The sequence below is a fragment of the Citrobacter sp. wls615 genome, assembly GCF_005281355.1.
GTDB classification, from domain to species: domain Bacteria; phylum Pseudomonadota; class Gammaproteobacteria; order Enterobacterales; family Enterobacteriaceae; genus Citrobacter; species Citrobacter werkmanii.
Map to the genome: position 1 here is coordinate 23,594 of NZ_SZXM01000003.1, position 24,169 is coordinate 47,762.

Sequence of the window (24,169 nt, forward strand, 5' to 3'; positions counted from 1 at the left end):
CGCATGTTGATTCGGAATTGTTAGTCTGGATATAAACAATCACGAATCTTGTGCGTGATTTTTTTATTCATTTGACAAATTCGGGCTTCGGTCAGCCCTAATACCAGCGCGATCTCTTTTAAATTCATATCGTGTTGGTAATACATTGAGAGCACGAGACTCTCTTTTTCGCTGAGTTGGCTCAGGGCGTAACTCAACATTTCCTGGGTGACGAATTGCTCCTCAAGCCCCCGCCCTTCGAGCGGTGCAATCGGCATATCGCCATTCAGTAATTCATCCAGACTGGCCAGCGTTTCGGCGCCTTCCAACTGTTGATATTCCTGATAATCCTCAAACGATAATCCCAACCGGGACAACTCCTCCCATGAGGGTTCATGCCCAAGCTGTGTGCGCGCATCACGAATCAAATCTTTAATCTGATGGTATTTTTGCCTTAACTGGCGAGGCCGCCAGTCGAGGCTGCGCAGCTCATCCAGAATTGCGCCGCGTATGCGGTGGACAGCATAACCGGCAAAACCTTCGTCTGGCTGACCGTAGCGGCGAATCGCGTTCAGCAATCCCATCAGCGCCGTTTGTTCCATGTCCTGCCTGTCCATAACGCAGGTACATTGCGGCGCAAGTTGACGCACCACTTTGCGCACCAAAGGTAGATAAGCCTGTAAATAATGGCTCTCTTGCTTTGGCGTAAGCACGGGCGTGGCATTAAAGTCTTCTGACTCGTAAGCATCCTGTATCATGTTATTTCCTGGCTTGTCGCTTATTGGAACACGACTTTTTTCACCAATATGTCCTTATAAGGTGTCGCCATTTTGCGTTTCGCTAATTCGACTTTCAGATTCTCAAATACTTTCTTTCTGATATCGGAGATCTTCAGCGCCCGAATATCTTCATATTTCATATTCGAGAGCTCATCTACGGTAATACTTTGATAAAGCGGTTCGTCCTTCTTAATTTTTTCAGCGTCTTTCTCTGAATCAACGACCATTACCAGCTCAGCGACCATATAGCGATCGCCCCCTTCATCATCATGCAGCGTAACCACCGTTTCCGGCAGAGAGACAAAAATACTGCTGGATTCATCCTGGCTGTCTTCCGCTTCATGGGCAGGAACCTCTGCTGCAGCCGTAGTTCGCTTATTCATAGAATGATAAATGCCCCATCCTGCGCCCCCCGCAATACCCAGAGCCACAACGGAGCTGATCACACACGCGATAACAATTTTCTTCATCTTGCTCTTACACTTTGATCAGAATGGATTCGTTTTGTTGAAATTGAGGTTCATCGTTAAGCGTTAACGCCGACGTCACCTCATCCTGTTGATGACCTGACTGCTGCTTTTGCTGCTGTTGCGATTGCCCCTCGGAAGAGACCTGAACATTGACTTCCATGAAGTTCTGCGCCGTCAGGTGCTGGCGGAGGTTCTCGCTAAATTGTTGCAATGAGCGGCAGACATCGCTCTGATTTGCGCCGATGTGAACCATCAGCTTGCCTGCATCCAGTTGCACGGCGATTTCCAGTTTGCCCAGCGAAGGAGGATCAAGACGAATGGTTGATACCTGCTGTTGCTGACCAAGCTGGAACTGAATTCTGTCTTTGAGGAGCGCGGTGAGTTTCTCCCCGAGTTCCTCCGTTGACATCGTCACTGGCGAGGACGCTTGCGTTGACACGATGTTATGGTCAGTCAGCGGATTCACCGGCTGATTTCCCTGCGCCGCGGTAGTGAGCAAACTTTGCGTAGAGAGCGCCGGGTTAACCGTCACTCCAGCGGTTTTTCTCTCCACCACCGGGCGCGGACTGGCGTTCTGGGTTGCTTTCACCCGAGCAGAAATTTGTTGGGTGGACGAGAGTGACGCAGGCTCCGGCGCAATCGCACGCAGATCCTGGGCGGAAAACGTCGCCAGCTTAGCCTGTTGATCCGGGGTTGCTGGCGGCAAATCCTCACTGAGAGACGCCAATAACGTTTGCAGCTTAGGCGGCAGTGACGATAAGTCGGTTGTATGCTGCTCAGCCGATGGCGTGGACGCTTTTTCCGGCTGGGCCATGGCGCTCGCCAGTTGGCGCAGCAGCGATGCTCCCGAATGAGTGGTTTGCACCTGCGCCAGCATTTTCAGCATTTCACCATCAGGTTGCTTCTGTACTCCAGCAGGAGCCGCCTGAGTCGGTTGCGCCAGTAGCATCGCCAGCAATGCCTGCATGGCTGCCGGATTCGCATCGTCTGATTTATGTGCAGCCGCCGATGTCAGCTGATGACTCGGTTTTGCGCCAATCAGCCGCTCAGCCGCGGCGTTAAGCCCCGACTGGGGTAAAGAAAATGTGCCGCTGCTTGCAGGGGCCGCCGACGCCGAAATAGTCGCCTTTTCCGGTGTGGCCTCTGCCGACGCACTGACCGAGGCCAGTAATACAGGATTCATGCCTTCTCCGAAATTAAATTAACCATTGAATACGCCAGCATTCCTTCCTGGTTTTGCTGATGTTTCTCCATACGCGCTTTGAGTTCTTCCGCACGCTGCGTTCGCCGCGCAATTAATGCCTCAAACGCGACCAGCAGTCTGCTCTTCACTTCCCGTAGCGACTCGGCGTCAGTTTCCCAGGCAGCATAGGCATGAAAGTCACGCATCGCCTGCTGATGCAGCCCCGGTAATCGACGCCACCGTTTTTGATCCAGGGCATCGTTCATCGCCGCCACCAGGGCATAAAGCTGCTGTTGTTGACGCTCTCTTTCCATCGCCTTATCCAAGTTTTGCCGACAGACCTTCCCAGCCTGTGCGCAGATTCGTCAGGATAAGGATCACTTCATCGATTTTTTCTAATGACATTTCACCGCTGGCCTCATACAAGCGATAAACGCAGTGGTCATAAAGCCGGGAGAGATTCACCACCAGCTCGCCGCCTGTTTCAAACTCCAGCGAGCTGGTTAAGGCGTTGAGAATATCGATACATTTATTAATGCTCTGTGCTTTACGCTCATAGCGTTTGTTCTCAATATGGCTTTTGGCGCGTTCCAGTTCATCCATCAAACCGGAAAACAGCACCAGCACCAGCTCTAAAGGCGATGCAGCTGCCGTACGGGCAGCAAGATCCATCTCTTTGTATTGCGCATAACCATCCTGTGTGTCGTACATTTATTTGTTAATCCTTCTGCGAACTCAGCCGATTACATAAACGCGGCCATACTGATTTTCATTGAATAAACCTCAACCAGCGTGTTGGTATATTCTTCGACATAGCGCTCATAGTTGGTGTTATAGGTTTCGGTCAGTTGATCGCCTTCATCCGAAATTTTGTTCTGCTGGTCAGTGATATTTTGCTGGCGCATCGTGATAATGCCGTTGCTGGAATCAAGATAACTGTCCATTAGATCGTCCATCTGCGCGACCATGCTGTCATCGCCGACAAAAATTGAGGTCAACCCGTCCGGATTTTCTTCCATTTCTTCGCTGAACTGAGTGGAGTCAATCTGCAGGTGGCCGTCGGAATCCAGCGTGATGCCATAGTCGACAATCGAGACACCGCCATATGAAGCGTGAGCAATATCATCCATTTGGTTTGCCAGAGACTTCATCCCCGCATCACCGGCAAAAACCCCGGCTGCCGTGTCGTCATCGCCGTAGCTGGTGAGAGAGTCAATGGTGTCGATCAGCGTGTTATAAGCATCGACAAAGGTCTGCACTTTTGCCTGAGAACCACTGGAGTCTTCAGCAACAGTAAAGGTGGTTACATCGTTCGGATCGTCAGGGTCGCTGACCTCTGAAAAAGTCATGGTTACGCCGGGGATCACATCTTCAAAGGTGTTAGTGCTGCTTGTAATGGCGGGGCCTCCCGCATTACCCAGATGAATTTCAGCGTCCTGCGCCTCTGTGACGTTATTTTTGCTGGCGACAATCTGATCAGAGAAAGAGGTGTTTCCCGTTACGCTTACTGAGAATTTGCTTTGCGCTCCCGTGGAATCGGAAGTCAGCATGATGGTGGTTGTCCCGTCGGTTTTGACCAGTGCCGCCGACACGCCGGGGTTATCGTCCGAGTTATTAATCGCATCAACTAGTTCGCTGGCATCAATAAAGCTGTCGCCATCCTCATCGGCAGACGCGAGATCGATATCCATGGTCGTACCATCATCCATCGTGAGCTCAAACGTGCCGGTTGCGCTAAAGGTATCGTCACTCATGCTGAAGGTCGTCTGCTGCGCCTGCGCCAGTTTAGTGACATAGAATGAATAGGTTCCCGCCTGCGCCTGCGAGTTTGCTGATACCGTATTCGCCTCATTATTCGAGGTTGCAGAAAACGTCAGTGGGCCGTCAGTGTCGCTGTTAAGCGCGTCTATTGCTGACTGAAAGTCAGTGAGCGCCGAACTTAACGAGTCCAGCCCGTTACTCTCTGCATCCAGCTCGGCCTGCTCGTTCTGCAAGTTTGCTGCCTGAGTGGCAATATCTGCGTAGGCAAATTCTTGTGCCATCTTTTGGATTGGGCTAGTAAAACTCATGGTAAATGACTCCGTGCGGCGTTATTTTTTATTTTGCAAAATACGTGCCAATATAATTAGTTATTTAAATTCAATTAATTGCAAAATCAGAGGAAACCGGCCTTCCGCAATTCAGGAAGGGATTCAGACATCTTCTTTGTGGAGGAAAGCACAACACCGCCAGTCGGCGGTGTTGTGAATGGCGTCATTTCACCACTTAACGGAATTACTGCAGCAGGCTGGAAACCATGCTGGACATGCTGTTGGACTGTTTTAGCATAGTGATACCGGTTTGCATCAGAACCTGTTGCTTAGTCATGTTCGATGCTTCCGTCGCGTAGTCGGTATCCATAATGTTACCGATGGCGACTTCCGTGTTGTCCTGCATGCTGGTCAGGTTGGCGGCGGTATCGTTCAGACGGTTGATAGACGCACCCAATTTGGACTGGATAGCGGCTACGTTATCCATTGCGCCCTGAACGGCGGTAATGGTGTCAGTCGCACCAGAAGCCGTCATTAACTCACTGCCCGCACCACTCGCGGTCGGCGTGCCATTCGTCCAGTCATCATCAAAGCTCACGCTCAGGTCAGAGAGAGCGCCTTCCAGACCACTCAGTTGTGTGGAAATATCAACTTTCATGGTGTCTGAAGCTTCAGCACCCACCTGGAACTGGACAGCACCATTAAACAGACCGGCAGTACCGGTATTGCTGTTAGATGCGTTACCAAACAGGTTAGTACCACCGTAAGTGGTGTTTTCCAGCATATCAGACATCTGCTGACCCAGTTCGTCGTATTCGTCCTGCATCGCCTGCAGATCATCAGTGCTGTAGGTTCCGTTCGCTGCCTGCGTGGACAGGTCTTTCATACGACCCAGCACGTCGGTCATCTCATCAAACATGCTGTCTGCAGTCTGCAGCATCGCGGTTGCGTCCTGGATGTTACGCAGCGCGACGGTCATACCATCGGACTGGGAGGTCAGACGACTGGCAATTTGTTTGCCCGCAGCATCATCCGCAGAAGAGTTAATACGGTTACCTGTCGCCAGACGTTCCATGGAAGTAGACAGGGATGCGTTGCTTTTGTTAATGGCGTTTACTGCTGCCATTGAGGCGGTATTTGTATTAATCGATAACATGGTACTGCTCCTTGGGAATAATCGTTTTCGTTTCGATACTCAGTAAAAACGACCACTCGTTCGGAAAACTTAAAGCGCGGCGAAAAAAAATTTATAAGCCTATAACCTCCTTATCGAGGGGAGACACAAGAACCACAGCGCTATTTTAGCTATCCGTGCTTTAGCATTCAAAAGGCATCATTTAAGCAAGAACTAACCCATGATTTAATTAAAAGATTATTAGAAATATCTCATCATGGGTTGATTGATTACACACCTGAAGGGTTAACCTTATGATAAAGATAAGATTGTACTCAATCAAGAGTGCATTAAAGTATCGTACCCAGGCTTTATTTTACATTTCGTTGCAAATAGCCTGTATTTTTATATTGTGAGTCTCAGGTACTTTCGTTACATTTCAAATCCTTTTTTGGACAGCATAAAAAATACTCAACAGCGATTCGGCTACAGCTTTACAGCCAGAAAGACATTTCAATTTCTCCAGAATTTTAATGCACTGATTTTTAACGGTGTGACACCAGGGATATAAAATCTTGCACAGGTACACAAAACGATGAGTATCGTAGTCAACAACTGGCGGATGGATTCCTCGCTTAATGCGTTAATCCATTGTGAAACAGGTGAGATACGTCGCCTGGGCGAATACCATTTTATTCTGTTAGAGACATTAGCTAAAAATGCCGATGTGGTTTTATCTCGGTCGTATTTAATGAGCGCGGTATGGAAGAATCGTATCGTTGGTGGAAATAGCCTGCCGACAGCCATTCATGCCCTACGTGTTGCTATCGACGATGACGGCAAGCAGCAGGAAATTATAAAAACCATACCCAAAAAAGGGTATTTATTTAATAAAAACTACCTCACTGAAACTATTGACCTTAATGAAACTGTGGCTGATGACAGTACTATTGATGAAGCCGAGAAGCGTACCGAGGTTATTGAACCCCTTACGCTTGTTGAAACGCTTCCGTCAACAACTCATGGGGAAATACCCTTACTTAACAGTCAACTATTGCCGAGAAGCCAGAGAAAAACTACCATCAGACGGCATCCTTATCGCGCCGTTCTGATTACCTTACCCGTTATCGTTATCGCGCTGTCGTTGTTTATTTTAATCTCTTATTTTAAAGCACCATCTGTCACTAAAACGGAAGAAGCTCCACAACTGGTTAAAGAGACGCTTGAAAATGCCAACCGTGTTACCGTATATCAACTGTACGACTCAGGTGAGAATAAGAAATCGTCATCGTTTGTTTCACCGCATATTCTTCCCGGTATAGCGCAGCTCAACCCATTGTTGGTAAGCCATAATGCCTCGATGACCTTGTATTATCGGGTTTCACTGAACAAACTTGCCCTTGATATTGTGCTTAGTAATCAATGCAATGACAAATGGCAGTTAGCGCTGAGTTTTGATAACTGGCTAAATAAAGATAATGAAATGAATGGTATTTTAATTAAAGAAGTGGAGAAAATGTTAAATGAAATGCCAAAATGCAAATAATTTCTTTTTCCCTGGCCTGTCTGTTTTAACGCTATTTTTCACTTTTATCGCGCATGCCCATATTGAAAATACAGTTATTGCCAATTACGATCTTAATACTGGCAAAAACGTACATTATGAACTCATTACGAGTCCACTGAACAAAAACATGACCGTCACTCTCGTCCCGCTGGAGCAAAATAACAAAATGCCATCCACGTTTAAGATCGCATCGTGCATAAATCATTATGCAGGTTCATCTAAACAAGGGGAGTTTCACTTTAGTACCACCAAAACCGATCAAAACGATTCCCGGCTGGCTAATTTCGGGGTATTTGTCTCTGAACACAACCTGCATACGTGGTGGCTTCATTTAAACCCACAGCAAAATTTGCTTTTTACACGGGATGTTGGAGGTCTGTTAATCACAGACCCCACTGTATTTAACTTCTCAACAAATGCATGTCAGCAGAATTAACTTAATAAACTACGGACAGTCTGGCTGGAAAGTCGGGCTTGTCCATTTACCGCCTGTGCTAATACCTGATAATTGTGATTAGCATGATCCAATACTCCCCCCAGTGATTCAGAGGCTTTCACCGCACTCTCTGCCTGTGGAAAACGCGCCATACCGTCAATCAGTTGCCGGCCCTTTTCCTGCTGGGCAGCCATTTGCGCACGTTGATCGCCAATAATATCCAACGCCTGCTGTAATCCGTCCTGAGTCCGGGTTCCGCCCTGTGCTATATACTGTTGAAGCTCCTCTGAACGTGAGGGATCGGCAAATTTTTTCAGCGGGGTAAACGCTGATGACTTCGCACCGACATCGCGTACGCTCAGGGTTTGTTGGATCTGCGGCCACTGCTTTTCCGTGGTGGAGAACGTTAACGTGCCCTGCCGATCGTGCACCTGTACGCCGACGCGACGCAGCGCGTTGCTCATCATTATCTTGTACTGGCCTGGATCCATATCCTCACTCACCACCACCGCCGAGTGCTGCGTTTGCCGCCCATCGGAAACACTAAACATGCGCGAGCTTATGGCATCTGTTTGCAGCATCTGCGCCAGCTCAGGCGCGTGAAAGGTCACTCGCGCCTCGCCCTGCAAAACCGGACGCAGTTGCCTGTCCACCGCGCCGCCGGATAACGCCGTTCTTTTATCCAGCCACTGGGTAAGTTGGGCGCCCTTTTGCTGCTGCGTCTGCCCGCCACGGCGCGAGGCATGGCGATAATCCAGCAAATGCTGCTCCAGTTGTCCCAGATAGTGATCGGCCTGCTGCAGCGTGGTGAGCTGATCGTTAAGCTGCACGCTATAGCGCTGAGGCCGGGTGGTAATAAGCGGTGAGGCCGGGTAATCACTCGCCGTTGCGGGTAACTTTTGACGGACAGGGGCATTCTGCGCAACGGTATGCTGTTGCACAGAAGAATTAAGCGCTCCGCTACCGGAGAGTGATGTTGTATTTAAACCGACCTGCATACTATTCCTGAGCTACTGCTAACTGTTAAATCACACTGAAAAGGTTCAACTCACTCACTTTGGAGTAAGTTTTTAAGGTGGCTTCCATCGCCATTTCCAGACCGGTAAAGGTTATAGAAGCGGGGCCATAATCCAGATCGCTCAACTGGCTAATAAGCTGATCGTTGGACGTTGAGATATCCGTTTGAGCACCGCTTAGCATAGTCATCGTATTCTGCGTTTCACCAATGGTGGCGATGGAGGCATTGAGTTCATCAGAGGCCACGTCTACCGTGTCGATGGCATTCTGAATATCGCTTTGCACCTGCGGATCGGCGGGGTCAACCGACGGATCCTGTAGTTCTTTCGATAATGACGTTAAGGTGTTCAGCACATCCAGGCTATCGCCGAAGAAGTCGCTGACGGCCACATTGGTATCCACCTCGACACCATTGGAAACCGTGGTCTGGCGATGCTCGCTATTACCCTGGTAGGTATAGCTATCAGTCACGCCATCACCGTCATCATCCACCGCGACAATCGGCGGCCGATCGTTCACCGTGCCGCCAAACACATAGTGCCCGTCTTCATCCTGGTAATTGAGCGCCGCCACCATCGCTTCGGTCATTGACTGGATATCCTGCCCCAGGCTGGATAATGACTCGGCGGTATTGGTGCCGTTCGCGGCTTCCAACAGATCGTCGCGAATCGCCAACAGATCGTTATTAACGCCATCGAGAATAGATTCCTGCTGGCTCATCCCCGCCGTCGCGGAATCAATATTCGTTTGATATTGGTCGAGGGCCGATTGCTGGCGGTTAAGCTGGGTGATACGGGTTGCAGCGATAGGATCATCTGACGGCAACAGAATGCTTTTGCCCGTCGCCATTTGCGTAACGACGTGCGACAAATCGCTGGAAAGGTTATTAAAACTCTGCGTCATAGACACATAGGATTGTTGGGTAGACACTCGCATGATAATAGCCCTCCAGGTTAGCTACACATTTCCAGTACAGAATCGAAAATATCAGCACCTGTTGAGATGACTTTCAGGTTAGCCTCGTAAATCTGCTGGTAGGTAATAAGGTTGACCGCTTCTTCGTCCATGCTGACGCCGCTCACGCTGCTCTGTTGATTCTGTGCCTCGGAGTACACGTTGGCGGCGGCTTCGGCTTCCGTCTGGTTTTGCTGGCTGTAAATACCGATGTTACTGATGATCGATGAACAGGCTTCGCCCACGGTTACGCTGCCGAGGCCTTCTATATCCAACGGTTCGGTCGAGATGTTGATTAGCGCCTGCAGGTTATCGCTGTTACCGCTTTCGTCTGGCGAGCTGGAAAATGCCAGTTCATCGGCGGTGATATCGGGATTGACCTCCAGCGGACCATCCGATGAGTTTTCGTCATAAATAAACAGCGGTTCGCCGGGATTCCCGTTCAGGTCATAGCCCTGCGCCAGCTGAGTGTTTACCGCATCGGCAAATTGCTCCGCCATGCTGTTAATCGTTCCCGTCAACGGCGTCAGTATTTCATTCTGATAATCAAACAACGCCCCCAGCGAACCGCCGGTATCGGTGCTCATGGATGAGGTGGTTCCGGCAAACGTCAGCGACATACTCTGCGTACCGTCGGCGTTGGTATCCAGTTCGATGGTGGAACTCTCCTGCCCGCTGACCAACGGCTGACCGTTTTGCAGCGTGACGTTATAGTTTCCTTCATCATCGATATTGACCTGAACGTCCATGATACCGCTGAGTTGTTCGACCATCTGATCGCGGGCGTCGTACAGCGCCGAGGCGTTATCACCGTTGGCTTCAGCTTCCGCAATTTGCTGATTATAACTGGCAATACCGGTAGTCAGGGTGTTCACCTGCGCCACCATCGCCTGCTCCTGGCTGACGATCTCGCTGCTTTGCGAGTCGATATAATCGAGGGTGTTATCCACGCGCAGCGCCAGCGCGCCGGACTCGCTGATCACCTGTTCACGCAGGGCGGAATCATCCGGGCTGGTGGTGGCTTCATTTAGCGCCGCAAAAAAGTTATCAAAACCCCCGCTCAGGCTACTGTTATCATCACTGAGGACGGTTTCCAACTGCGTTAAATACTCTTGCTGGGTGTTGTAATAGCCATAATCGCTGGCGGCATACCAGACCTGGTTAACCTGATACTGGTTTGAGACCCGGCGAATACTGTCGACCTGCACCCCGTTACCCGCGCTGTTCGCCGAACCGGAGCTGGCGCCTATGGTACTGGTCATAGCAACCTGCCGGGTGTAACCGTCAGTCATGGCGTTGGCCGTGTTTTGCGCCGTTACGTTAAGCTCCACCTGCGCAGTCGATGCGCCGCTGTAGCCAATGTTAATCATGTCCATCAAAGCGTCCTCGCCGGTCAGTTACCCGGTCTGTCATTAACAACCTTGCCGATTAAGAGCGGCGAAAAAACCGCAGTTCTTAAGCCGCCGCGCAATCTTTATCCTTTGTGATGAGGGGAGAGTTGTTTGACGATCATCTCCGCAATGCCAATGCCGTGCTGTTGGGCAAGACTGTTGCACAGCTGATCATCATAAAATCCCTGCATCATGCGTACCGAGTCACTGTTAAACGGGTTATCTTTTGAATCGAATATCTCATTGGTTTTACGCATCTCTTTCAGCATGTTGCGTAAGAAGATGGCTTCGAACTGCTGGGCCGCTTTCTGCAAATCGTTATCTTTGATTTTGGGGCCCATTAACGCATCGCTGCCGTCAATCCCCCCGCTATGATTCACCTTAATATCGGCCATTAAATCACCTCCAGATCGGCATCCAGCGCCCCGGCTTCATGCAGGGCCTGTAAAATAGACATAATGTCGTCTGGCGTGGCTCCCAGGCTGTTGAGCGCATTAACCAACGTTTTCAGACTGCTGGATTCAGGCAGCGTAATCATCCCCGGACGGGCATGATTCACCGAAATATTGCTTTGCGGCGTCACCGCCGTACGGCCACCGGCAAAAGCGTTCGGCTGGCTGACGTTGCTGCTTTCATTGATAGAAACCGTCAGACTGCCATGCGATACCGCCGCCGCATGCAGGGCAATACCATCGCCCATAACGACCGTACCGGTACGCGAGTTAAACACCACCCGTGCCCGGACTTTTTCTGCCTGCACCTGGACGTCATCTAACTGAGACATAAAGGCAACGCGCGCCCCGGGGCTGGTTGGCGCGCGGACGCTGACGTTGGTTGAGCTTTGTGCTGTAGCAATACCGCCAAACGACGCGTTGATTGCCGCCGCAATATTGTTGGCATCTTTGAAAGAGGGACGTTTCAGGTTAAGCGTGATGGTATCGCCCATCTGGAAATCGCTGGGAATTTCACGTTCGACCGACGCGCCGTTCGGTATCAGCCCGGCGGTGGGGGTATTCACGGTGACGCTGGAGCCGCTGGCGCCGGTCGCGTTCATCCCGCCGACCACCACGCTCCCTTGCGCAAGGGCGTAAACCTCTCCGTCCGCGCCGTGTAATTGGGTGAGCAGTAATGTACCGCCGCGCAGGCTTTTGGCATCGCCAATCGACGAAACCGTGACGTCAATGGTCTGCCCACGCGAGTACATGGGCGGCAGCGTCGCGCTGACCGCCACCGCCGCAACGTTCTTCACCTTCGGATCGATTTTGCTCGGCAGTTGTACGCCAAACTGGCGCAGCATGTTGGTGATCGTCTGGTTAGTGAATTTGACCTGGTTTTTATCTCCGGTTCCGTCCAGACCGACCACCAGACTGTAGCCGACGAGTTGGTTTTCCCTGACCCCCTGGACGTTAACCAGCGACTCCAGAGATTGCGCCTGCGCCGCGCCTGGCAGCGCCAGGCTCAGGGCGATAACGATGCCGTTTAACGCCTTCATCCAGCGCCCGCTTAAGTGTTGCATATCAAAATCCTGCATTAGATCGGGAAGAGAGGATGGTTAAACAGACGCGTCAGCCAGCCCGCCGCATTGGCATCGCTCAATGCGCCACGACCCGCGTAGGAGATCCGTGCATCGGCAATACGCTGCGATGAGACGGAGTTGTCGTTCTGAATGTCATCGGCGCGTACCAGACCGCTCAGGCGAATGTACTCATCGCCCTGGTTAAGGGTGAGCCATTTTTCGCCGCGAATTTCCAGAATGCCGTTCGACTGCACCGAGTGTACCGACACCGTAATTTCGCCGCGCAAACTGTTTTGCTGCTGCGAGGTCGCCGTCCCGTTGAAATCGCGATTGGCATCCACGGAAGCGGAAAGGTTATCTTTGGTATGTCCGAAAAGCGTCGGCGCGCCGATATCGACGGTATTGTTTTTCCCGAAATTGGTTTTCGCCTGTTTGCTCGACTGGGTAGATTCCTCCAGCATCACGGTCAGGATATCGCCCACCCGATAGGCGCGGCGGTCCGCCGTCAGCGACCAGTTATACCCCGTTTCAAACACGCCCCCCGCTCGGCCATCCGCCGTTGGCGGCGCTTCCGTTTTGGGAGGAGCAAAGAATTCGTCATTTTTTTTGACCAGTAGGGCCTGCGATTCGCACCCGCTTAACAAGGGAAGCAGTACCATCAGCCAGAGATAATTTTTCACGTTCTGCCTATTTCTGCCGGATGGAACTGTACCATCCGGCATTTCACATTCTTGGGTTACAGTGTCTGACTAATAAACTGCAGCATATCGTCTGCCGCAGAGACCATTTTGGCGTTCATCTCATAGGCGCGCTGTACGGTGATCATCGCCACCATTTCGTTGACGATGTCCACGTTCGAGCCTTCCAGCGCTTTATCCTGTAACGTTCCCAGGCCATCTTCCCCCGGAATACCTTCCGTCGGTTGACCGCTGGCCGCCGTTTCCAGATACAGGTTGTCGCCTTCGGCTGAAAGCCCGGCCGGGTTGGCGAAATTCACCAGCGTCAGTTGCCCCAGTTCGGTAGGGTCACTGTCGCCGGGCAGGATTGCCGTCACGGTGCCGTCAGGTGAAAAAGCGACTTGGGTGGCCCCTGCAGGTACATCAATTTCTGGCTGTAGCGGCAATCCCTGGGCGTTGGTTAGCACGCCGTCGGCATTAACCTGCATATTGCCGTCACGGGTATACGCAATATCTCCGTTCGCCTTTTGCACCTGCCAGAATCCCTGCCCCATGATGGCCACGTTCATCGTATTGTCGGTGGTTTCTACATTCCCTTCGGTGAAGGTTTTTTGCGTTCCCACAATACGAACACCGCTACCGAACTGCATACCGGTCGGCATGATGTTGTTTTGATCGAGCATGGCGCCCGGCGCTTCCTGAGTCTGATAAAACAGATCCTGGAACATCACGCGGTCGCGCTTAAAGCCCGTGGTATTGACGTTGGCGATGTTGTTAGCAATCGCACTCATCTCAGCATCCTGCGCCGACAGGCCGGTTTTACTGATCCATAACGCTGCGTTCATAAAACTTTATCCCTGATTAAAGGCTACGACTCAGGAGCCGCGTAGCAGCCTGTTACCTGAGTCGCTGAGATCTTCAGCCGTTTTCATCATCTTGATTTGCGCTTCGAACTGACGGTTCATCGCGATAGATGACATCATTTCGCTCACCGCAGACACGTTACTGCCTTCCAGAAAGCCGCCGCTCACTTTGATGTTCTCATCGCGCTGTGCCGGTACGCCGTCCGCCGTCACCAGCATCCCTTCGCTATTTTTCGCCAGATTGGCGACCGGAATATCCACCAGCTTCAGGCGATCGATATCCATCGTTGCAGTGACATCGCCATCGTCAGGTGTGACGGAGAGCGTGCCGTCGCTGCCGAAAGAGGCAATCGCGTTTGGCGGTAAAATAATCGGGCCGTTATCCCCGAGCACCACGTTACCGTCGATGGTCAGTTGCCCCTGATCGTCCTGCTGAATATTGCCGTTACGGGTGTATACCTCGTTTCCGGCTTTATCCTGCACGGCGATATAGCCGGATCCCTGAATAGCAACATCAAGCGGGCGTTCGGTTTTTTCCGCCACGCCGGTGCTATCATTGACGCCGCTGGGACTCTCCTTCGCCATAAAACGCGTATCGAAACCACCGCCTTTTACTTTGTCATTGCTCGCCATCGCCATATCCGCGCGAAAACCATTGGTGTTAACGTTGGCGAGGTTATTGGCGCTAATTTGCTGCTCCAGCAGCGTCTGGGTGGCGCCGCTCAGTGCGGTATAAATCAACCGATCCATTTCTTAGCCTTACATCGCCTGGAAGAGAGCCTGATCCAACTGCGTACTGGTGGAAATCACCTTGGTGTTCGCCTGGTAATTACGCTGGGCGGTCATGAGATTGACCAGTTCGTTGGTGATATCCACGTTGGAGCTTTCGAGCATGCCGGAGGAGAGCGTGCCGCAAGAGCCGGAGCCAGGTGTGCCAATCAGCGGCGTGCCGGATTCGCCCGTCTGTACCCAGGCTGTACCGCTTACCGCTTCCAGCCCGTTCTCATCCGGGAAGGTCGCGAGCACGACCTGACCCTGCAGCATGCGTTCGCCGTTGCTGTAGGTGGCGTAAACTTTACCGTCGTCATCAACCTGTACGCCGTTTTGCGTCGCGGAGGCATAACCGGTGGCGGAGTTGGTCGTCACCGAGAAATCAGAGCCGTACTGAGTACAGTCTGAATAATCGACGGTCATTGAAATCGGCGCAGCTTCATCAGTAGTGAACGTGATGGTTTGCGGCGTTGTTGGCGATGTCAGCTTACCGGTATTCTGATCAAAGGTCAGTGTGGTCGGCGGTACGCCGCTCTGCGCCTCACCATCAAAGGTGTACTGCACTTCCCAGGTGTTATCTGCGGTTTTAGTAAAATACTGGCTAACCGAGTGCTCATTACCCAGCGAGTCATACACGGTGGTGGTGTAGCTGTCGGTGTAGGTGTCGCTGTTGTTTGGGTCAAATTTGACCCCATCTACTGGGGGGGTCGCCGAAGGATCGCCATCACGATCAATAATCTCATCACTGGCATCAAAGTTTGCCGTGAAGGTCATGCTGTCGGTGGCCTGCGCCGGGATGTTGCCGGTTTTAATCTGGATATCAGTGACGGTACCGGTTTGCAGCGTGCCGCTGTCATCAACCGGATAACCTTGCAGGTAATCACCGGACGCATTGACGATATAACCGTTTTTATCCGTCACAAAAGAACCGGCGCGGGTATAGGAGATGTTCCCTGCGCTGTCGCACATGACGAAAAAGCCATCATCGTTAATGGCCAAATCCAGCGCATTGCCGGTGGAAACCATCGAACCACCGGTGGAGATACTTTGTGCGGAACCTGCCACGCTTACGCCCATCGCCTGTGTCCCGGCGTACATGGCGGAGAACTGGGTAGTCATTGATTTATAACCGACCGTCCCGGAGTTAGCGATATTGTTACTGATACCGTCCAGTTGTTCGTTGACGGCGTTTAGCCCCGTCGCTGCAATTTCATAACTCATTGTTTCTTCCTGTAATGTAAACTAAATCAGAGCACTGTATTGCTGTCGGCGTTATCGCTGCCGTCGTTAGTATCTGGCGGCGTGGTGTCATCAGTGCTATCCGGTACGCCAAACTGGGTGATCATGGTGAATGGCACTTCGCCAACGCCGTCAACGTTGAGCACCGGCGTGCTGCCATCGAGCGGAATACGCACATCTTCCACCTTGCCCGTCACCTCAATCGGCACTTCCTCTTCCCCGGTATTGGTCACCACGGATACGCTGTAATCGCCCGGCGGGATGCCGTAATCCGCAGGATTGATGTCGAAGTCCACCTGGCCGGGTCCGACGGAGGTTTCACCTTCCGGGATCAGCGACACGGTGTAGTCATCACCCGCTTCATCGGTAAAGTGCAAATCCACATCGGTACAGCTGTCATCCAGCGTGACGCGCCCCTGAATCTCCTTGCTGTTATCTTCGATATCCAGCGAGGTGGTTTGCACCATGATGTCGTCGCCGACCATATTCCCCAGCGCCATCACCTGAATGTTGCTCATCAGCACGGCGTTGGTGTTGGCCTGGACGCTCATCTCTTCCATCATGGCGACCTGCGCCATTGAGGAGAGCTGATCGATATAGGCCGTAGGATCGGTGGGATCGGTTGGATCCTGATTTTCGATTTCCGCAACAAATAAGGTCAGGAAGGTTTCCACCCCTGAGGTTTCCGTCGATACCGTCGTCGTTGGGGTATTAGTCGTGTCGCTGGTATCCGTCGTTGACGACGTGGCAGAAGAACTGCTGTCTCCCACATTAGAGCTTTGCGCTGTGGCGCCGACGTTATTTTCAGCAACGGCCGTCGGCTTCTCCTGAGAAGAAGCCAGCGCCTGAGATTGGGCATACAGAGCCAGGGTATTCATTACACTTCTCCCAGTTTGAGTAAGCTTTGCTGCATACTTTTGACGTTATTCAGCACATCAACGTCGGTTTCAAAATCACGTGACGCTGACATCATGTCAGCCATTTGCTCGACCACGTTGACGTCCGGGTACCAGACAAAACCATTCTGGTCCGCCATTGGGTGATGCGGCTCATAACGTTTCACCGCCCCGCCGCTTTGCATGACGTCCTGTACCTGTACGCTGGCGCCATCAATGGCGTGACGGTTATGTCCACCTATCAGGCTATTGTTGTAAACCGCGGCAAAAACCGGACTGCGCGCCTTATAGGCCTGCGCCTCGCTGCTGGCAGGAGATTCCGCATTCGCCATGTTGCTGGCGACGGTATTCAGACGGATGGTTTGCGCCGTCATCGCCGAGCCGGAAATCTGGTAAATATCAGTAAACGACATGGTTATTTTCCTTCAATGGCCTCTTTGATACCGCTAAGTTGCAGGTTCAAAAAGGTCAGACTGCTTTGATAATCCATACTATTTTGTGAAAACCGGGCCTGCTCGGTATTCAGCTCTACGGTATTGCCATCCTCTGAAGGCTGCATCGGCACCCGGTACTTCACGTCCACCTCGGGTGGAACATTTGTGCGACTTGCCCGTTGCATCTCAGCGGCAAAATCAATATCTTTGGCTTTGAAATTTGGTGTATCGACGTTTGCCAGATTCGCAGTCAGTAGCTCGGTCCTCTCAAGACGTAACTTCACTGCCTGCGGATGTACACCCAATGCCTGCTGAAAACTGATTCCCATTTCTTGCATCACTCCTGCGTAGATATCGTTGTTATTAGCAATATATATGCCAACTTTTAAGTGATTGATGAGAAATGACTTTATGAAACTCCCCTCCTATGTAAGGAAGCCTTCTTTCCCCTTTGCCGCGGAAATATTGCTGGCTATATGCTGTGTATTACCCGTACATGCCGCCGTCCACCCCATTCAGCACAGCGCCCGGGAACAGATCAACGCACTGGTCCTGACAGCGGCTGCTCATGAAATTGACGCGCTGGCACAAAAGCAGCAGTGGCAGGACTATCGCTACACGTTCAATATCTATATCCCCTCAGCCGTGAGCACCAGCGCGCTATGCGCGTCGACGCCACAGATCACCTCCAGTACCTCCCCGGAGATGGCCTTGTCACGAATGAACTTTGTGGTGACCTGCCCGGGCAATGCGGGCTGGAAATATAACGTTGCAGTGCGCCCCGACGTGTCGGTGCCGGTAGTGATGCCAAAGTCGTTGATTGCCCGAGATACGGTGATTACGACCGACGACCTGCAGCTTAAAAAATTCAATATCAGCAACCAGCGGGAAGGGTTGATGACAAATATGGATGAAGCGATTGGTCTCACCAGCAAGCGCGCCCTACAACCGGGTAAGCCGATTACCCGTAGCGAGCTGGTTCAGCCTGTATTGGTGAAACGCGACCAGCCGGTAATGCTCGTCTCCCACATGGACGGGATTACCGCCTCGATGCCGGGCGTGGCATTGAAAAATGGTCGTAAAGGGGATGTGATAAAAGTTCGCAACAGCAGCAGCCAGCGGATCATTAGCGGCGTGGTAGACGATACCGGCGTGGTCACCACGCTGACGGCTGAGCAGTGAGGGGATTTTTTGTGATGGGATTAAAGTTTTCTTCTATTGCCGTCGCTTTTAACCAATAACAGATAACCAACCCCACGGAATATGTACGAGGTTGCTATGAAAATTACCCCGACTCTGCCAGGCAATCGCCCTGCATCGACAACCGAACAGGCGCGTTCAGACAAGAGCAGCGCGCAGACGAGTACGTCCAGCGCCACGACGCTTTCAGCCGACGATATTACTCAGGCGGGATTGCAAACGGCGCAGCAAACGCTGAACAGCGATACGCAAAGTGACGTCGATTACGACAAAGTAGCGCAAATGCAGGCCATGCTGGCCTCAGGCGACATGCAGGTTGATACCGACCAACTGGCTGGGGACATGCTCAGCTTTTTCCAGAAATAAGAGGCTACAACAGTGAGTACCAGGCTACAGCAGGTCAAAACTCTACTTCAGGGCATCCGCGAGGACGGGACGCGGTATGACGCGCTCAGACACCAGTTGGAACAACAACGTCTGTGTATGATCCGTCGCGACAGCGACGAGCTGCTGGCTGTCAATGAACTTATTCAACAGCATTATGAGCAGTTGCAAAACAGTAGCCAACAGCGCCGCTCGATCCTGCAACTGCTGGGCGTAAGCGTCAATCGTGCAGGGATAGAGCAGGTCTTTAGCTGGTTGCCGGGCGTGCAGAAAACTGCCGCAGAGGGCTGGTGGCAAAGCCTTGAGCAAAAAGCGAAATGCTGCAAGATGTACAACGAAAAAAATGGCGATCTGCTGATCCGTCAGTATGAGTTTATTCAGGCTTTTTTAGGCACTGAGCCAGATTTTATTTACCAGCGCTAAAACTTCCTTCCCTGACGCGGAAACCGACTTTCCGCGCCTCACCTAATTAATTGATATAAATACAATTAAAATTCAGGCATGGATATTGCACTGTTATAGCCAGATTTTGAACATTGGGATTACTGAGAACAAATTATGAGTATGATTGATTGTTATGAACCCGACTTTGTCCGGTTGTTTTTATCCCACCACCCGGATTCCGCTTTACTGGTCAACATGCGCTGGAAAACGGAAGTTCGTCAGAGTCTGAACTTAACCGATCCGGCCAGCTGTCAGGCTGCATTAGGCGATCCCAATGCCTTTGTCCTGCATACGTCAAAATGCGCAGCTGACCAGGACAGCCCGGCGTTATCCGCACGCGATCAGGTCTTGAATCAATCCGCTCTGAATACCATCACCATTCCAGGTTTGTCGCCGGAACTGCGCCTGTATGCGCTGGGCATCATGCTCTCTTTTTCCGAGAAATGCCCAGGCGACAGCGACCCTACGCTTGAGAAGCTGGCCTCGCTACCACAAGTGCTGGCTGAACATGCAGAAAGTGGAAAACTGCAGGAGCAATTCGCACAACTGCCCAGTCTGCCTCAGTTGCAGCGGGAAATGATCACCCAAATGGGCAACTGTGATTTCAATTGGGAGCTGTTGCCGGAAAGTGCGCGTAAGCTGACCTTGCCCCTGCAGGTCAGCCTGCTGATGCTGCAGGATGCCAACAGTGAAGCCTTGCTCCAGCAGCAGTTGCAGGAGCAGTGGTTAATGACATGGGATCGCTATTTCGCGCAGGAGAGCTGGATTTTCAGTAACTACCTGATTTATCGCTTGTATCACGACACTTTCCCGCAACACAACGATGAAAGCCCGCTCCAGCGTTTCTTCTGGCTGGTCGCCGATGTCTTTATGATTCGCACACTCTTTTGCCTGTGGACAATGGACGATTCCACATTAAGCCACGACGAAATTTATGCCCTTTTCGCGCTGTTTGAAGCCTGGCGCAATAGCGAGAATGCCAACTCGCTGCGCCAGCATATTCTGAACATACTGCCCGGAGACCCTCTGCTCTCGGCGTTTTCCCTGATTACACGTTAGTGCCTGTTGACCGGGTGAATGCCCGGTCCTTTTTCGAATCACGAATACACATCACTATGCCTGAAACCTCTAAAGCTCGTTCCGCCCTGACCGGCATTGTCAAAACGCTGGATACTGGCCGTGAAAAGCCATTTGTCAGCGTTGTCACTCCCACGTGGAACCGCGCCGCTTTCTTACCCTATTTACTGTACATGTACCGGTATCAGGATTACCCAGCCGACCGCCGGGAGCTGGTGATCCTCGATGATTCCCCGCAAAGCCATCAGTCGATCATCGACAGGTTGACGCAAAACCACCCTGAGAAATTTAATATTCGCTATATCTATCACCCGGAAAAGCTCGACCTGGGCAGAAAACGCAATATGCTCAATGAGCTGGCGTTAGGTGAATATATTTTGTGTATGGATGATGATGATTATTATCCATCAGATAAAATCTCTTACACCATTGAGATGATGCAGCGCCACCGGGCGTTGATTTCGGGTTCCGATCAGATCCCCATCTGGTATAGCCATATCAACCGTATATTTAAAACACGTTCTTTCGGCAAAAGACACATTTTGAACGGGACATTTTGCTATCACCGTAATTATTTGAAAAAGCATCGCTACGTTGATGAATGCAATTTAGGCGAAGAAGAAGGGTTCACCAATAAATTCACTGTTAAACCGCTCCAATTACCCGGAGAACGGACAATTATCTGTGTGTCACACAGCCAGAACACCTTTGATAAAGATTTTGTTCTCGGTTCAAGTGAGCCTTTAGCGGGGAGCATTGAGCAGTGGATTGCAGACCCTATGCTCAAAAACTGGTATCAAAGCCTGCATAATGCCACGCACAATTCACCGATACAGTGGGATGCCATCGATCAGATCATCGTCATCAACCTGGATAAACGAACCGATCGTCTGAGTCAGATCCAACAGGAACTGGCGCAACTGAACGTTCCGACAGAAAAGATCACCCGTCTTGCCGCCAGTGAAAATGATGATGCCCATATAGGCCGACATCACTCACATTTATTAGCCTTAAAGCTTGCAAAAAGTAAAGGTTGGAATAATTACATCTTAATGGAAGACGATGCCATTATATTGAAGCAAGAGAAACATACTCGTGCACTCAATAAGTTACTCGCAAACCTTTCTAAATTACCTTGGGAAGTTATTTTGTTAGGAGGAAAAATAAACAAAGGAAAATTACTTAAAAGTTTAAGTGGAATTGTTCACGCTAGAGATTGCAATAAGGTTTGCGCGTATATGGTAAATAGCACTTACTACTCAGTACTCGAAAAGCAAATGCAGCAGGATATTTCTGGTGTCCTAGAGAATAACTGGCAACCTCTTTTACAAAATGGAAAATGGCTTGCATATTACCCCAGCATTTCCTACCAGCGACCTGGCTATAGTGATACAGAAAAAAAAGAGACAGACAACACCATATATTATTTCAATAAAATAAACAAAAGAAACACAGCATAATAATACATATTCCATTCAACAACCACTAAAAATTCAATTGAGATTAAAAATGGGTTCACTTACTCGCTTTCCATTAGAAAAAATTGTACAAGACTACCACGTTGCTCATTTAATTGAGACTGGTTATGGGCATGGACATTCTTGCAAAGCTGCATTAATTGCGGGTTTCAAATATGTAAAATCTTGTGAAGTATATAAACCGCTATTTGATAAATCACAAACTGAGCATAATGATAACATTACCGTTAAGTTTAGTAATAGCATTGAATTTTTGCAATCGCCAGATGTGAAAGAAACTTTAGAAAAAGAACGATGTGTAATCTTTCTTGACGCTCATTATCCAGGAGCAGATTATGGCAATGAATCGTATAAAACAAAGCATTGGGACCAAGAGACAAGACTGCCATTACTTTCTGAAATGCGTATTCTCCACAATCAAGTATCAAATTCTATAGTAATCATTGATGACTGTAGGATATATTTAAAAGATATAAAATTTGGCGATGGCGTATTACCAGATTATGCGGAGCACGCATTTTCAAGAAAAGATGAATTTCTTGAAATACTCAACAAATTCAGCGAAACACACTTTATAAACATACATCCAGAAGATACGGGATACGTTGTTTTATGGCCTAAATCCTTCGGTGAAACACCAATTAAACCATGGATAAAACCGGGAGATAAAAATGCTAAATTTTATATCAATCGTGGTGTTGTGGGTACTACCTGCATGTCACTCAATCGAAGATTGATGGATTCAAGATTTACCTCTCGCTGGTTTGTGGGTAATGGGTTAGATATTGGTGGAGGTTCGGACAGCATTGGTATTTATAAATCCCTGTTCCCATTAATACAAAACATTACATTGTATGATATGCCGCAAGGTGATGCACAATACGTGGAAAATGTACAAGATAGTAGCTTTGACTTTATTCATTCAGCACATTGTCTTGAGCATATGGTCAACCCATCAATAGCATTAAACAACTGGATTCGTGTTTTGAAGCCCAAAGGGTATCTAATCATGACAATTCCCGATGAAGATCTTTATGAGCAAAAGATCTGGCCATCTACGTTTAATTCTGATCACAAACATACGTTCACTATCTTTAAAGAAAAAAGTTGGTCTCCAGTATCAATAAATATAATAGATTTATTAAAAGAAATAAAATTCAACATAGAAGTGGTAAAAATAGAGCAGCTAAACCATAGCTATTTACCTGGATTACCACGCATCGATCAAACAAGAACACCTTTTGCCGAAAGTGGTATCGAAGTAATCATAAAAAAAATCTAATCAATATACATTACTGATACAATATAAACTACCGGAAAGATAGTTAACATGAATAACATTGAAGATAAGATAATTAACACTTTAATATCTGACATAGGTTTAATAAAGTCAGAAATAGAAACATCGAAAAAGATCAACTGGATAATCTCTAATAAACTAGATAATATAAACGATCTTTTGCTAATCAATATGTCTATGAACTGGCGTTTATCATCAGCAAACCCGTTAGCACGGTGTGGCATGAAAGCTTTCTCTCAAAGTGATGAAGATGGTATTACATTAGAAATTGTTCGTAGATTAGGCTTGGTAAATGGAACATTCGCTGAGTTTGGTGTGGGCAATGGTCTTGAAAATAATACATTAATATTAGCTAATCTTGGCTGGAAAGGTTTTTGGATTGGAGGAGAAGTTCTTGCATTTGATCAACTTAAAGCTTCACGTCTGAAATATATAAAAAACTGGATAACGCTTGAAAACATTAATACACTATTACACGAGGGATTAAAATATTTAGAAGTATCATCACCAAATATCGTCTCTTTGGACTTGGATGGAAATGACTATCATTTTATACAGTCGTTACTACAAAATGGTCTTACTCCAGATCTTTTTATTTGTGAGTACAATGCTAAATTCGTTCCGCCATTACGCTTTGTGATGCCTTATAATCCAACCCACCAGTGGGATGGTAGTGACTACTACGGAGCTGCATTAATGAATCTCTGTGAGTTATTTGAAAAATTTAACTATCGCCTTATCTGCTGCAACACTCAAACGGGCGCGAATGCTTTCTTTATAAAAGATATTCATCATAACCTATTCTCTGATATACCAGACAACATATTCCAGATATATGAGCCACCGAAATTTTTCTTATTAAAGAAATTTGGCCATAAGATTTCCCCAAAAACTATTGAAGAAATGCTATCGTAGCTTTTCACAGTATCTATAAAACTCCATATTAGTATACGATATCAATATGGAGTTT

Annotated in this window: 27 protein-coding genes and 1 pseudogene; 9 read left to right on the plus strand and 19 right to left on the minus strand. The window is 49.5% G+C overall.

Going from position 1 to position 24,169, the window contains the following annotated elements:
* Positions 1-20 precede the first annotated feature (20 nt).
* From FDX04_RS00265 to lafA, 7 genes are all read right to left on the minus strand, one after another.
* Positions 21-737: a FliA/WhiG family RNA polymerase sigma factor gene (locus FDX04_RS00265; RefSeq protein WP_137370304.1), complete on the minus strand. Its 717-nt coding sequence runs from the start codon at positions 735-737 to the stop codon at positions 21-23.
* A gap of 20 nt (positions 738-757) precedes the next feature.
* Positions 758-1,228: a flagellar basal body-associated protein FliL gene (gene fliL / locus FDX04_RS00270; RefSeq protein WP_061383066.1), complete on the minus strand. Its 471-nt coding sequence runs from the start codon at positions 1,226-1,228 to the stop codon at positions 758-760.
* Positions 1,229-1,235: 7 nt separating this feature from the next.
* Positions 1,236-2,411, minus strand: a complete 1,176-nt coding sequence (locus FDX04_RS00275; protein ID WP_137370305.1) for a flagellar hook-length control protein FliK — start codon at positions 2,409-2,411, stop codon at positions 1,236-1,238.
* On the minus strand, positions 2,408-2,725 hold the full coding sequence (locus FDX04_RS00280; RefSeq protein WP_137370306.1) for a flagellar protein FliT: 318 nt from the start codon (positions 2,723-2,725) through the stop codon (positions 2,408-2,410). Before FDX04_RS00280 ends, FDX04_RS00275 begins: the two co-directional genes overlap by 4 nt.
* Positions 2,726-2,729: 4 nt before the next feature.
* A complete protein-coding gene (gene fliS / locus FDX04_RS00285) occupies positions 2,730-3,122 on the minus strand; it encodes a flagellar export chaperone FliS (RefSeq protein WP_061383070.1) in 393 nt (130 codons plus the stop codon).
* A 32-nt stretch (positions 3,123-3,154) separates the two neighbouring features.
* Complete coding sequence (fliD, locus tag FDX04_RS00290; protein WP_061383071.1) at positions 3,155-4,480, minus strand: flagellar filament capping protein FliD; 1,326 nt, start codon at positions 4,478-4,480, stop codon at positions 3,155-3,157.
* A 205-nt stretch (positions 4,481-4,685) separates the two neighbouring features.
* Positions 4,686-5,597 carry a lateral flagellin LafA gene (gene lafA / locus FDX04_RS00295; RefSeq protein WP_137370307.1) on the minus strand — a complete coding sequence of 304 codons (912 nt, stop codon included), beginning with the start codon at positions 5,595-5,597 and terminating at the stop codon, positions 4,686-4,688.
* Between the two features lie 553 nt (positions 5,598-6,150).
* On the opposite strand from lafA, the gene FDX04_RS00300 reads away from it, so the two are divergent.
* The gene (locus tag FDX04_RS00300) at positions 6,151-7,101 is read left to right on the plus strand and encodes a transcriptional regulator (protein WP_137370308.1); all 951 of its coding nucleotides are present in this window, start codon (positions 6,151-6,153) and stop codon (positions 7,099-7,101) included.
* Complete coding sequence (locus FDX04_RS00305; RefSeq protein WP_042310406.1) at positions 7,079-7,558, plus strand: hypothetical protein; 480 nt, start codon at positions 7,079-7,081, stop codon at positions 7,556-7,558. The genes FDX04_RS00300 and FDX04_RS00305 overlap by 23 nt, the downstream gene beginning before the upstream one ends.
* Here FDX04_RS00305 and FDX04_RS00310 read toward each other — a convergent pair.
* The 12 genes from FDX04_RS00310 to FDX04_RS00365 all read right to left on the minus strand — a co-directional run bounded on the left by FDX04_RS00310 (position 7,555) and on the right by FDX04_RS00365 (position 17,645).
* Positions 7,555-8,556, minus strand: a complete 1,002-nt coding sequence (locus FDX04_RS00310; protein WP_137370309.1) for a flagellar hook-associated protein — start codon at positions 8,554-8,556, stop codon at positions 7,555-7,557. The genes FDX04_RS00305 and FDX04_RS00310 overlap by 4 nt on opposite strands.
* A gap of 25 nt (positions 8,557-8,581) precedes the next feature.
* On the minus strand, positions 8,582-9,511 hold the full coding sequence (gene flgL / locus FDX04_RS00315) for a flagellar hook-associated protein FlgL (RefSeq protein WP_137370310.1): 930 nt from the start codon (positions 9,509-9,511) through the stop codon (positions 8,582-8,584).
* A gap of 17 nt (positions 9,512-9,528) precedes the next feature.
* Positions 9,529-10,905 carry a flagellar hook-associated protein FlgK gene (gene flgK, locus FDX04_RS00320; protein ID WP_137370311.1) on the minus strand — a complete coding sequence of 459 codons (1,377 nt, stop codon included), beginning with the start codon at positions 10,903-10,905 and terminating at the stop codon, positions 9,529-9,531.
* A gap of 98 nt (positions 10,906-11,003) precedes the next feature.
* Positions 11,004-11,306 carry a rod-binding protein gene (locus FDX04_RS00325; RefSeq protein WP_094301070.1) on the minus strand — a complete coding sequence of 101 codons (303 nt, stop codon included), beginning with the start codon at positions 11,304-11,306 and terminating at the stop codon, positions 11,004-11,006.
* An 8-nt stretch (positions 11,307-11,314) separates the two neighbouring features.
* Complete coding sequence (locus FDX04_RS00330; protein WP_137370312.1) at positions 11,315-12,436, minus strand: flagellar basal body P-ring protein FlgI; 1,122 nt, start codon at positions 12,434-12,436, stop codon at positions 11,315-11,317.
* A 14-nt stretch (positions 12,437-12,450) separates the two neighbouring features.
* Entirely contained in the window at positions 12,451-13,116 is a 666-nt protein-coding gene (flgH, locus tag FDX04_RS00335; RefSeq protein WP_038643004.1) for a flagellar basal body L-ring protein FlgH, read from the minus strand.
* Between the two features lie 56 nt (positions 13,117-13,172).
* On the minus strand, positions 13,173-13,958 hold the full coding sequence (gene flgG, locus FDX04_RS00340; protein ID WP_042310416.1) for a flagellar basal-body rod protein FlgG: 786 nt from the start codon (positions 13,956-13,958) through the stop codon (positions 13,173-13,175).
* 30 nt (positions 13,959-13,988) lie between these two features.
* Entirely contained in the window at positions 13,989-14,726 is a 738-nt protein-coding gene (locus tag FDX04_RS00345; protein ID WP_042310418.1) for a flagellar basal body rod protein FlgF, read from the minus strand.
* Positions 14,727-14,735: 9 nt separating this feature from the next.
* The gene (gene flgE / locus FDX04_RS00350) at positions 14,736-15,968 is read right to left on the minus strand and encodes a flagellar hook protein FlgE (protein ID WP_137370313.1); all 1,233 of its coding nucleotides are present in this window, start codon (positions 15,966-15,968) and stop codon (positions 14,736-14,738) included.
* 26 nt (positions 15,969-15,994) lie between these two features.
* A complete protein-coding gene (locus FDX04_RS00355) occupies positions 15,995-16,864 on the minus strand; it encodes a flagellar hook capping FlgD N-terminal domain-containing protein (RefSeq protein ID WP_137370314.1) in 870 nt (289 codons plus the stop codon).
* A complete protein-coding gene (gene flgC, locus FDX04_RS00360) occupies positions 16,864-17,295 on the minus strand; it encodes a flagellar basal body rod protein FlgC (RefSeq protein WP_006685942.1) in 432 nt (143 codons plus the stop codon). Before flgC ends, FDX04_RS00355 begins: the two co-directional genes overlap by 1 nt.
* Before the next feature lie 2 nt (positions 17,296-17,297).
* On the minus strand, positions 17,298-17,645 hold the full coding sequence (locus tag FDX04_RS00365; protein WP_137360640.1) for a flagellar basal body protein: 348 nt from the start codon (positions 17,643-17,645) through the stop codon (positions 17,298-17,300).
* Between the two features lie 82 nt (positions 17,646-17,727).
* Between FDX04_RS00365 and flgA the strand changes: the two genes are divergently transcribed.
* The 7 genes and pseudogenes from flgA to FDX04_RS00400 all read left to right on the plus strand — a co-directional run bounded on the left by flgA (position 17,728) and on the right by FDX04_RS00400 (position 24,114).
* Entirely contained in the window at positions 17,728-18,498 is a 771-nt protein-coding gene (gene flgA / locus FDX04_RS00370) for a flagellar basal body P-ring formation chaperone FlgA (RefSeq protein ID WP_137370315.1), read from the plus strand.
* A gap of 96 nt (positions 18,499-18,594) precedes the next feature.
* A complete protein-coding gene (flgM, locus tag FDX04_RS00375) occupies positions 18,595-18,882 on the plus strand; it encodes a flagellar biosynthesis anti-sigma factor FlgM (RefSeq protein ID WP_137370316.1) in 288 nt (95 codons plus the stop codon).
* A gap of 12 nt (positions 18,883-18,894) precedes the next feature.
* Positions 18,895-19,323, plus strand: a complete 429-nt coding sequence (flgN, locus tag FDX04_RS00380) for a flagellar protein FlgN (protein ID WP_061383080.1) — start codon at positions 18,895-18,897, stop codon at positions 19,321-19,323.
* Positions 19,324-19,458: 135 nt separating this feature from the next.
* Complete coding sequence (locus tag FDX04_RS00385) at positions 19,459-20,403, plus strand: lysine-N-methylase (protein ID WP_137370317.1); 945 nt, start codon at positions 19,459-19,461, stop codon at positions 20,401-20,403.
* A 56-nt stretch (positions 20,404-20,459) separates the two neighbouring features.
* A pseudogene (locus FDX04_RS00390) lies at positions 20,460-21,860 on the plus strand (glycosyltransferase); the annotation flags it as partial.
* Positions 21,861-21,930: 70 nt separating this feature from the next.
* A complete protein-coding gene (locus FDX04_RS00395; RefSeq protein ID WP_137370319.1) occupies positions 21,931-23,181 on the plus strand; it encodes a methyltransferase domain-containing protein in 1,251 nt (416 codons plus the stop codon).
* Between the two features lie 48 nt (positions 23,182-23,229).
* Positions 23,230-24,114, plus strand: a complete 885-nt coding sequence (locus tag FDX04_RS00400; RefSeq protein ID WP_061383084.1) for a hypothetical protein — start codon at positions 23,230-23,232, stop codon at positions 24,112-24,114.
* The last annotated feature ends 55 nt before the right edge of the window (positions 24,115-24,169 follow it).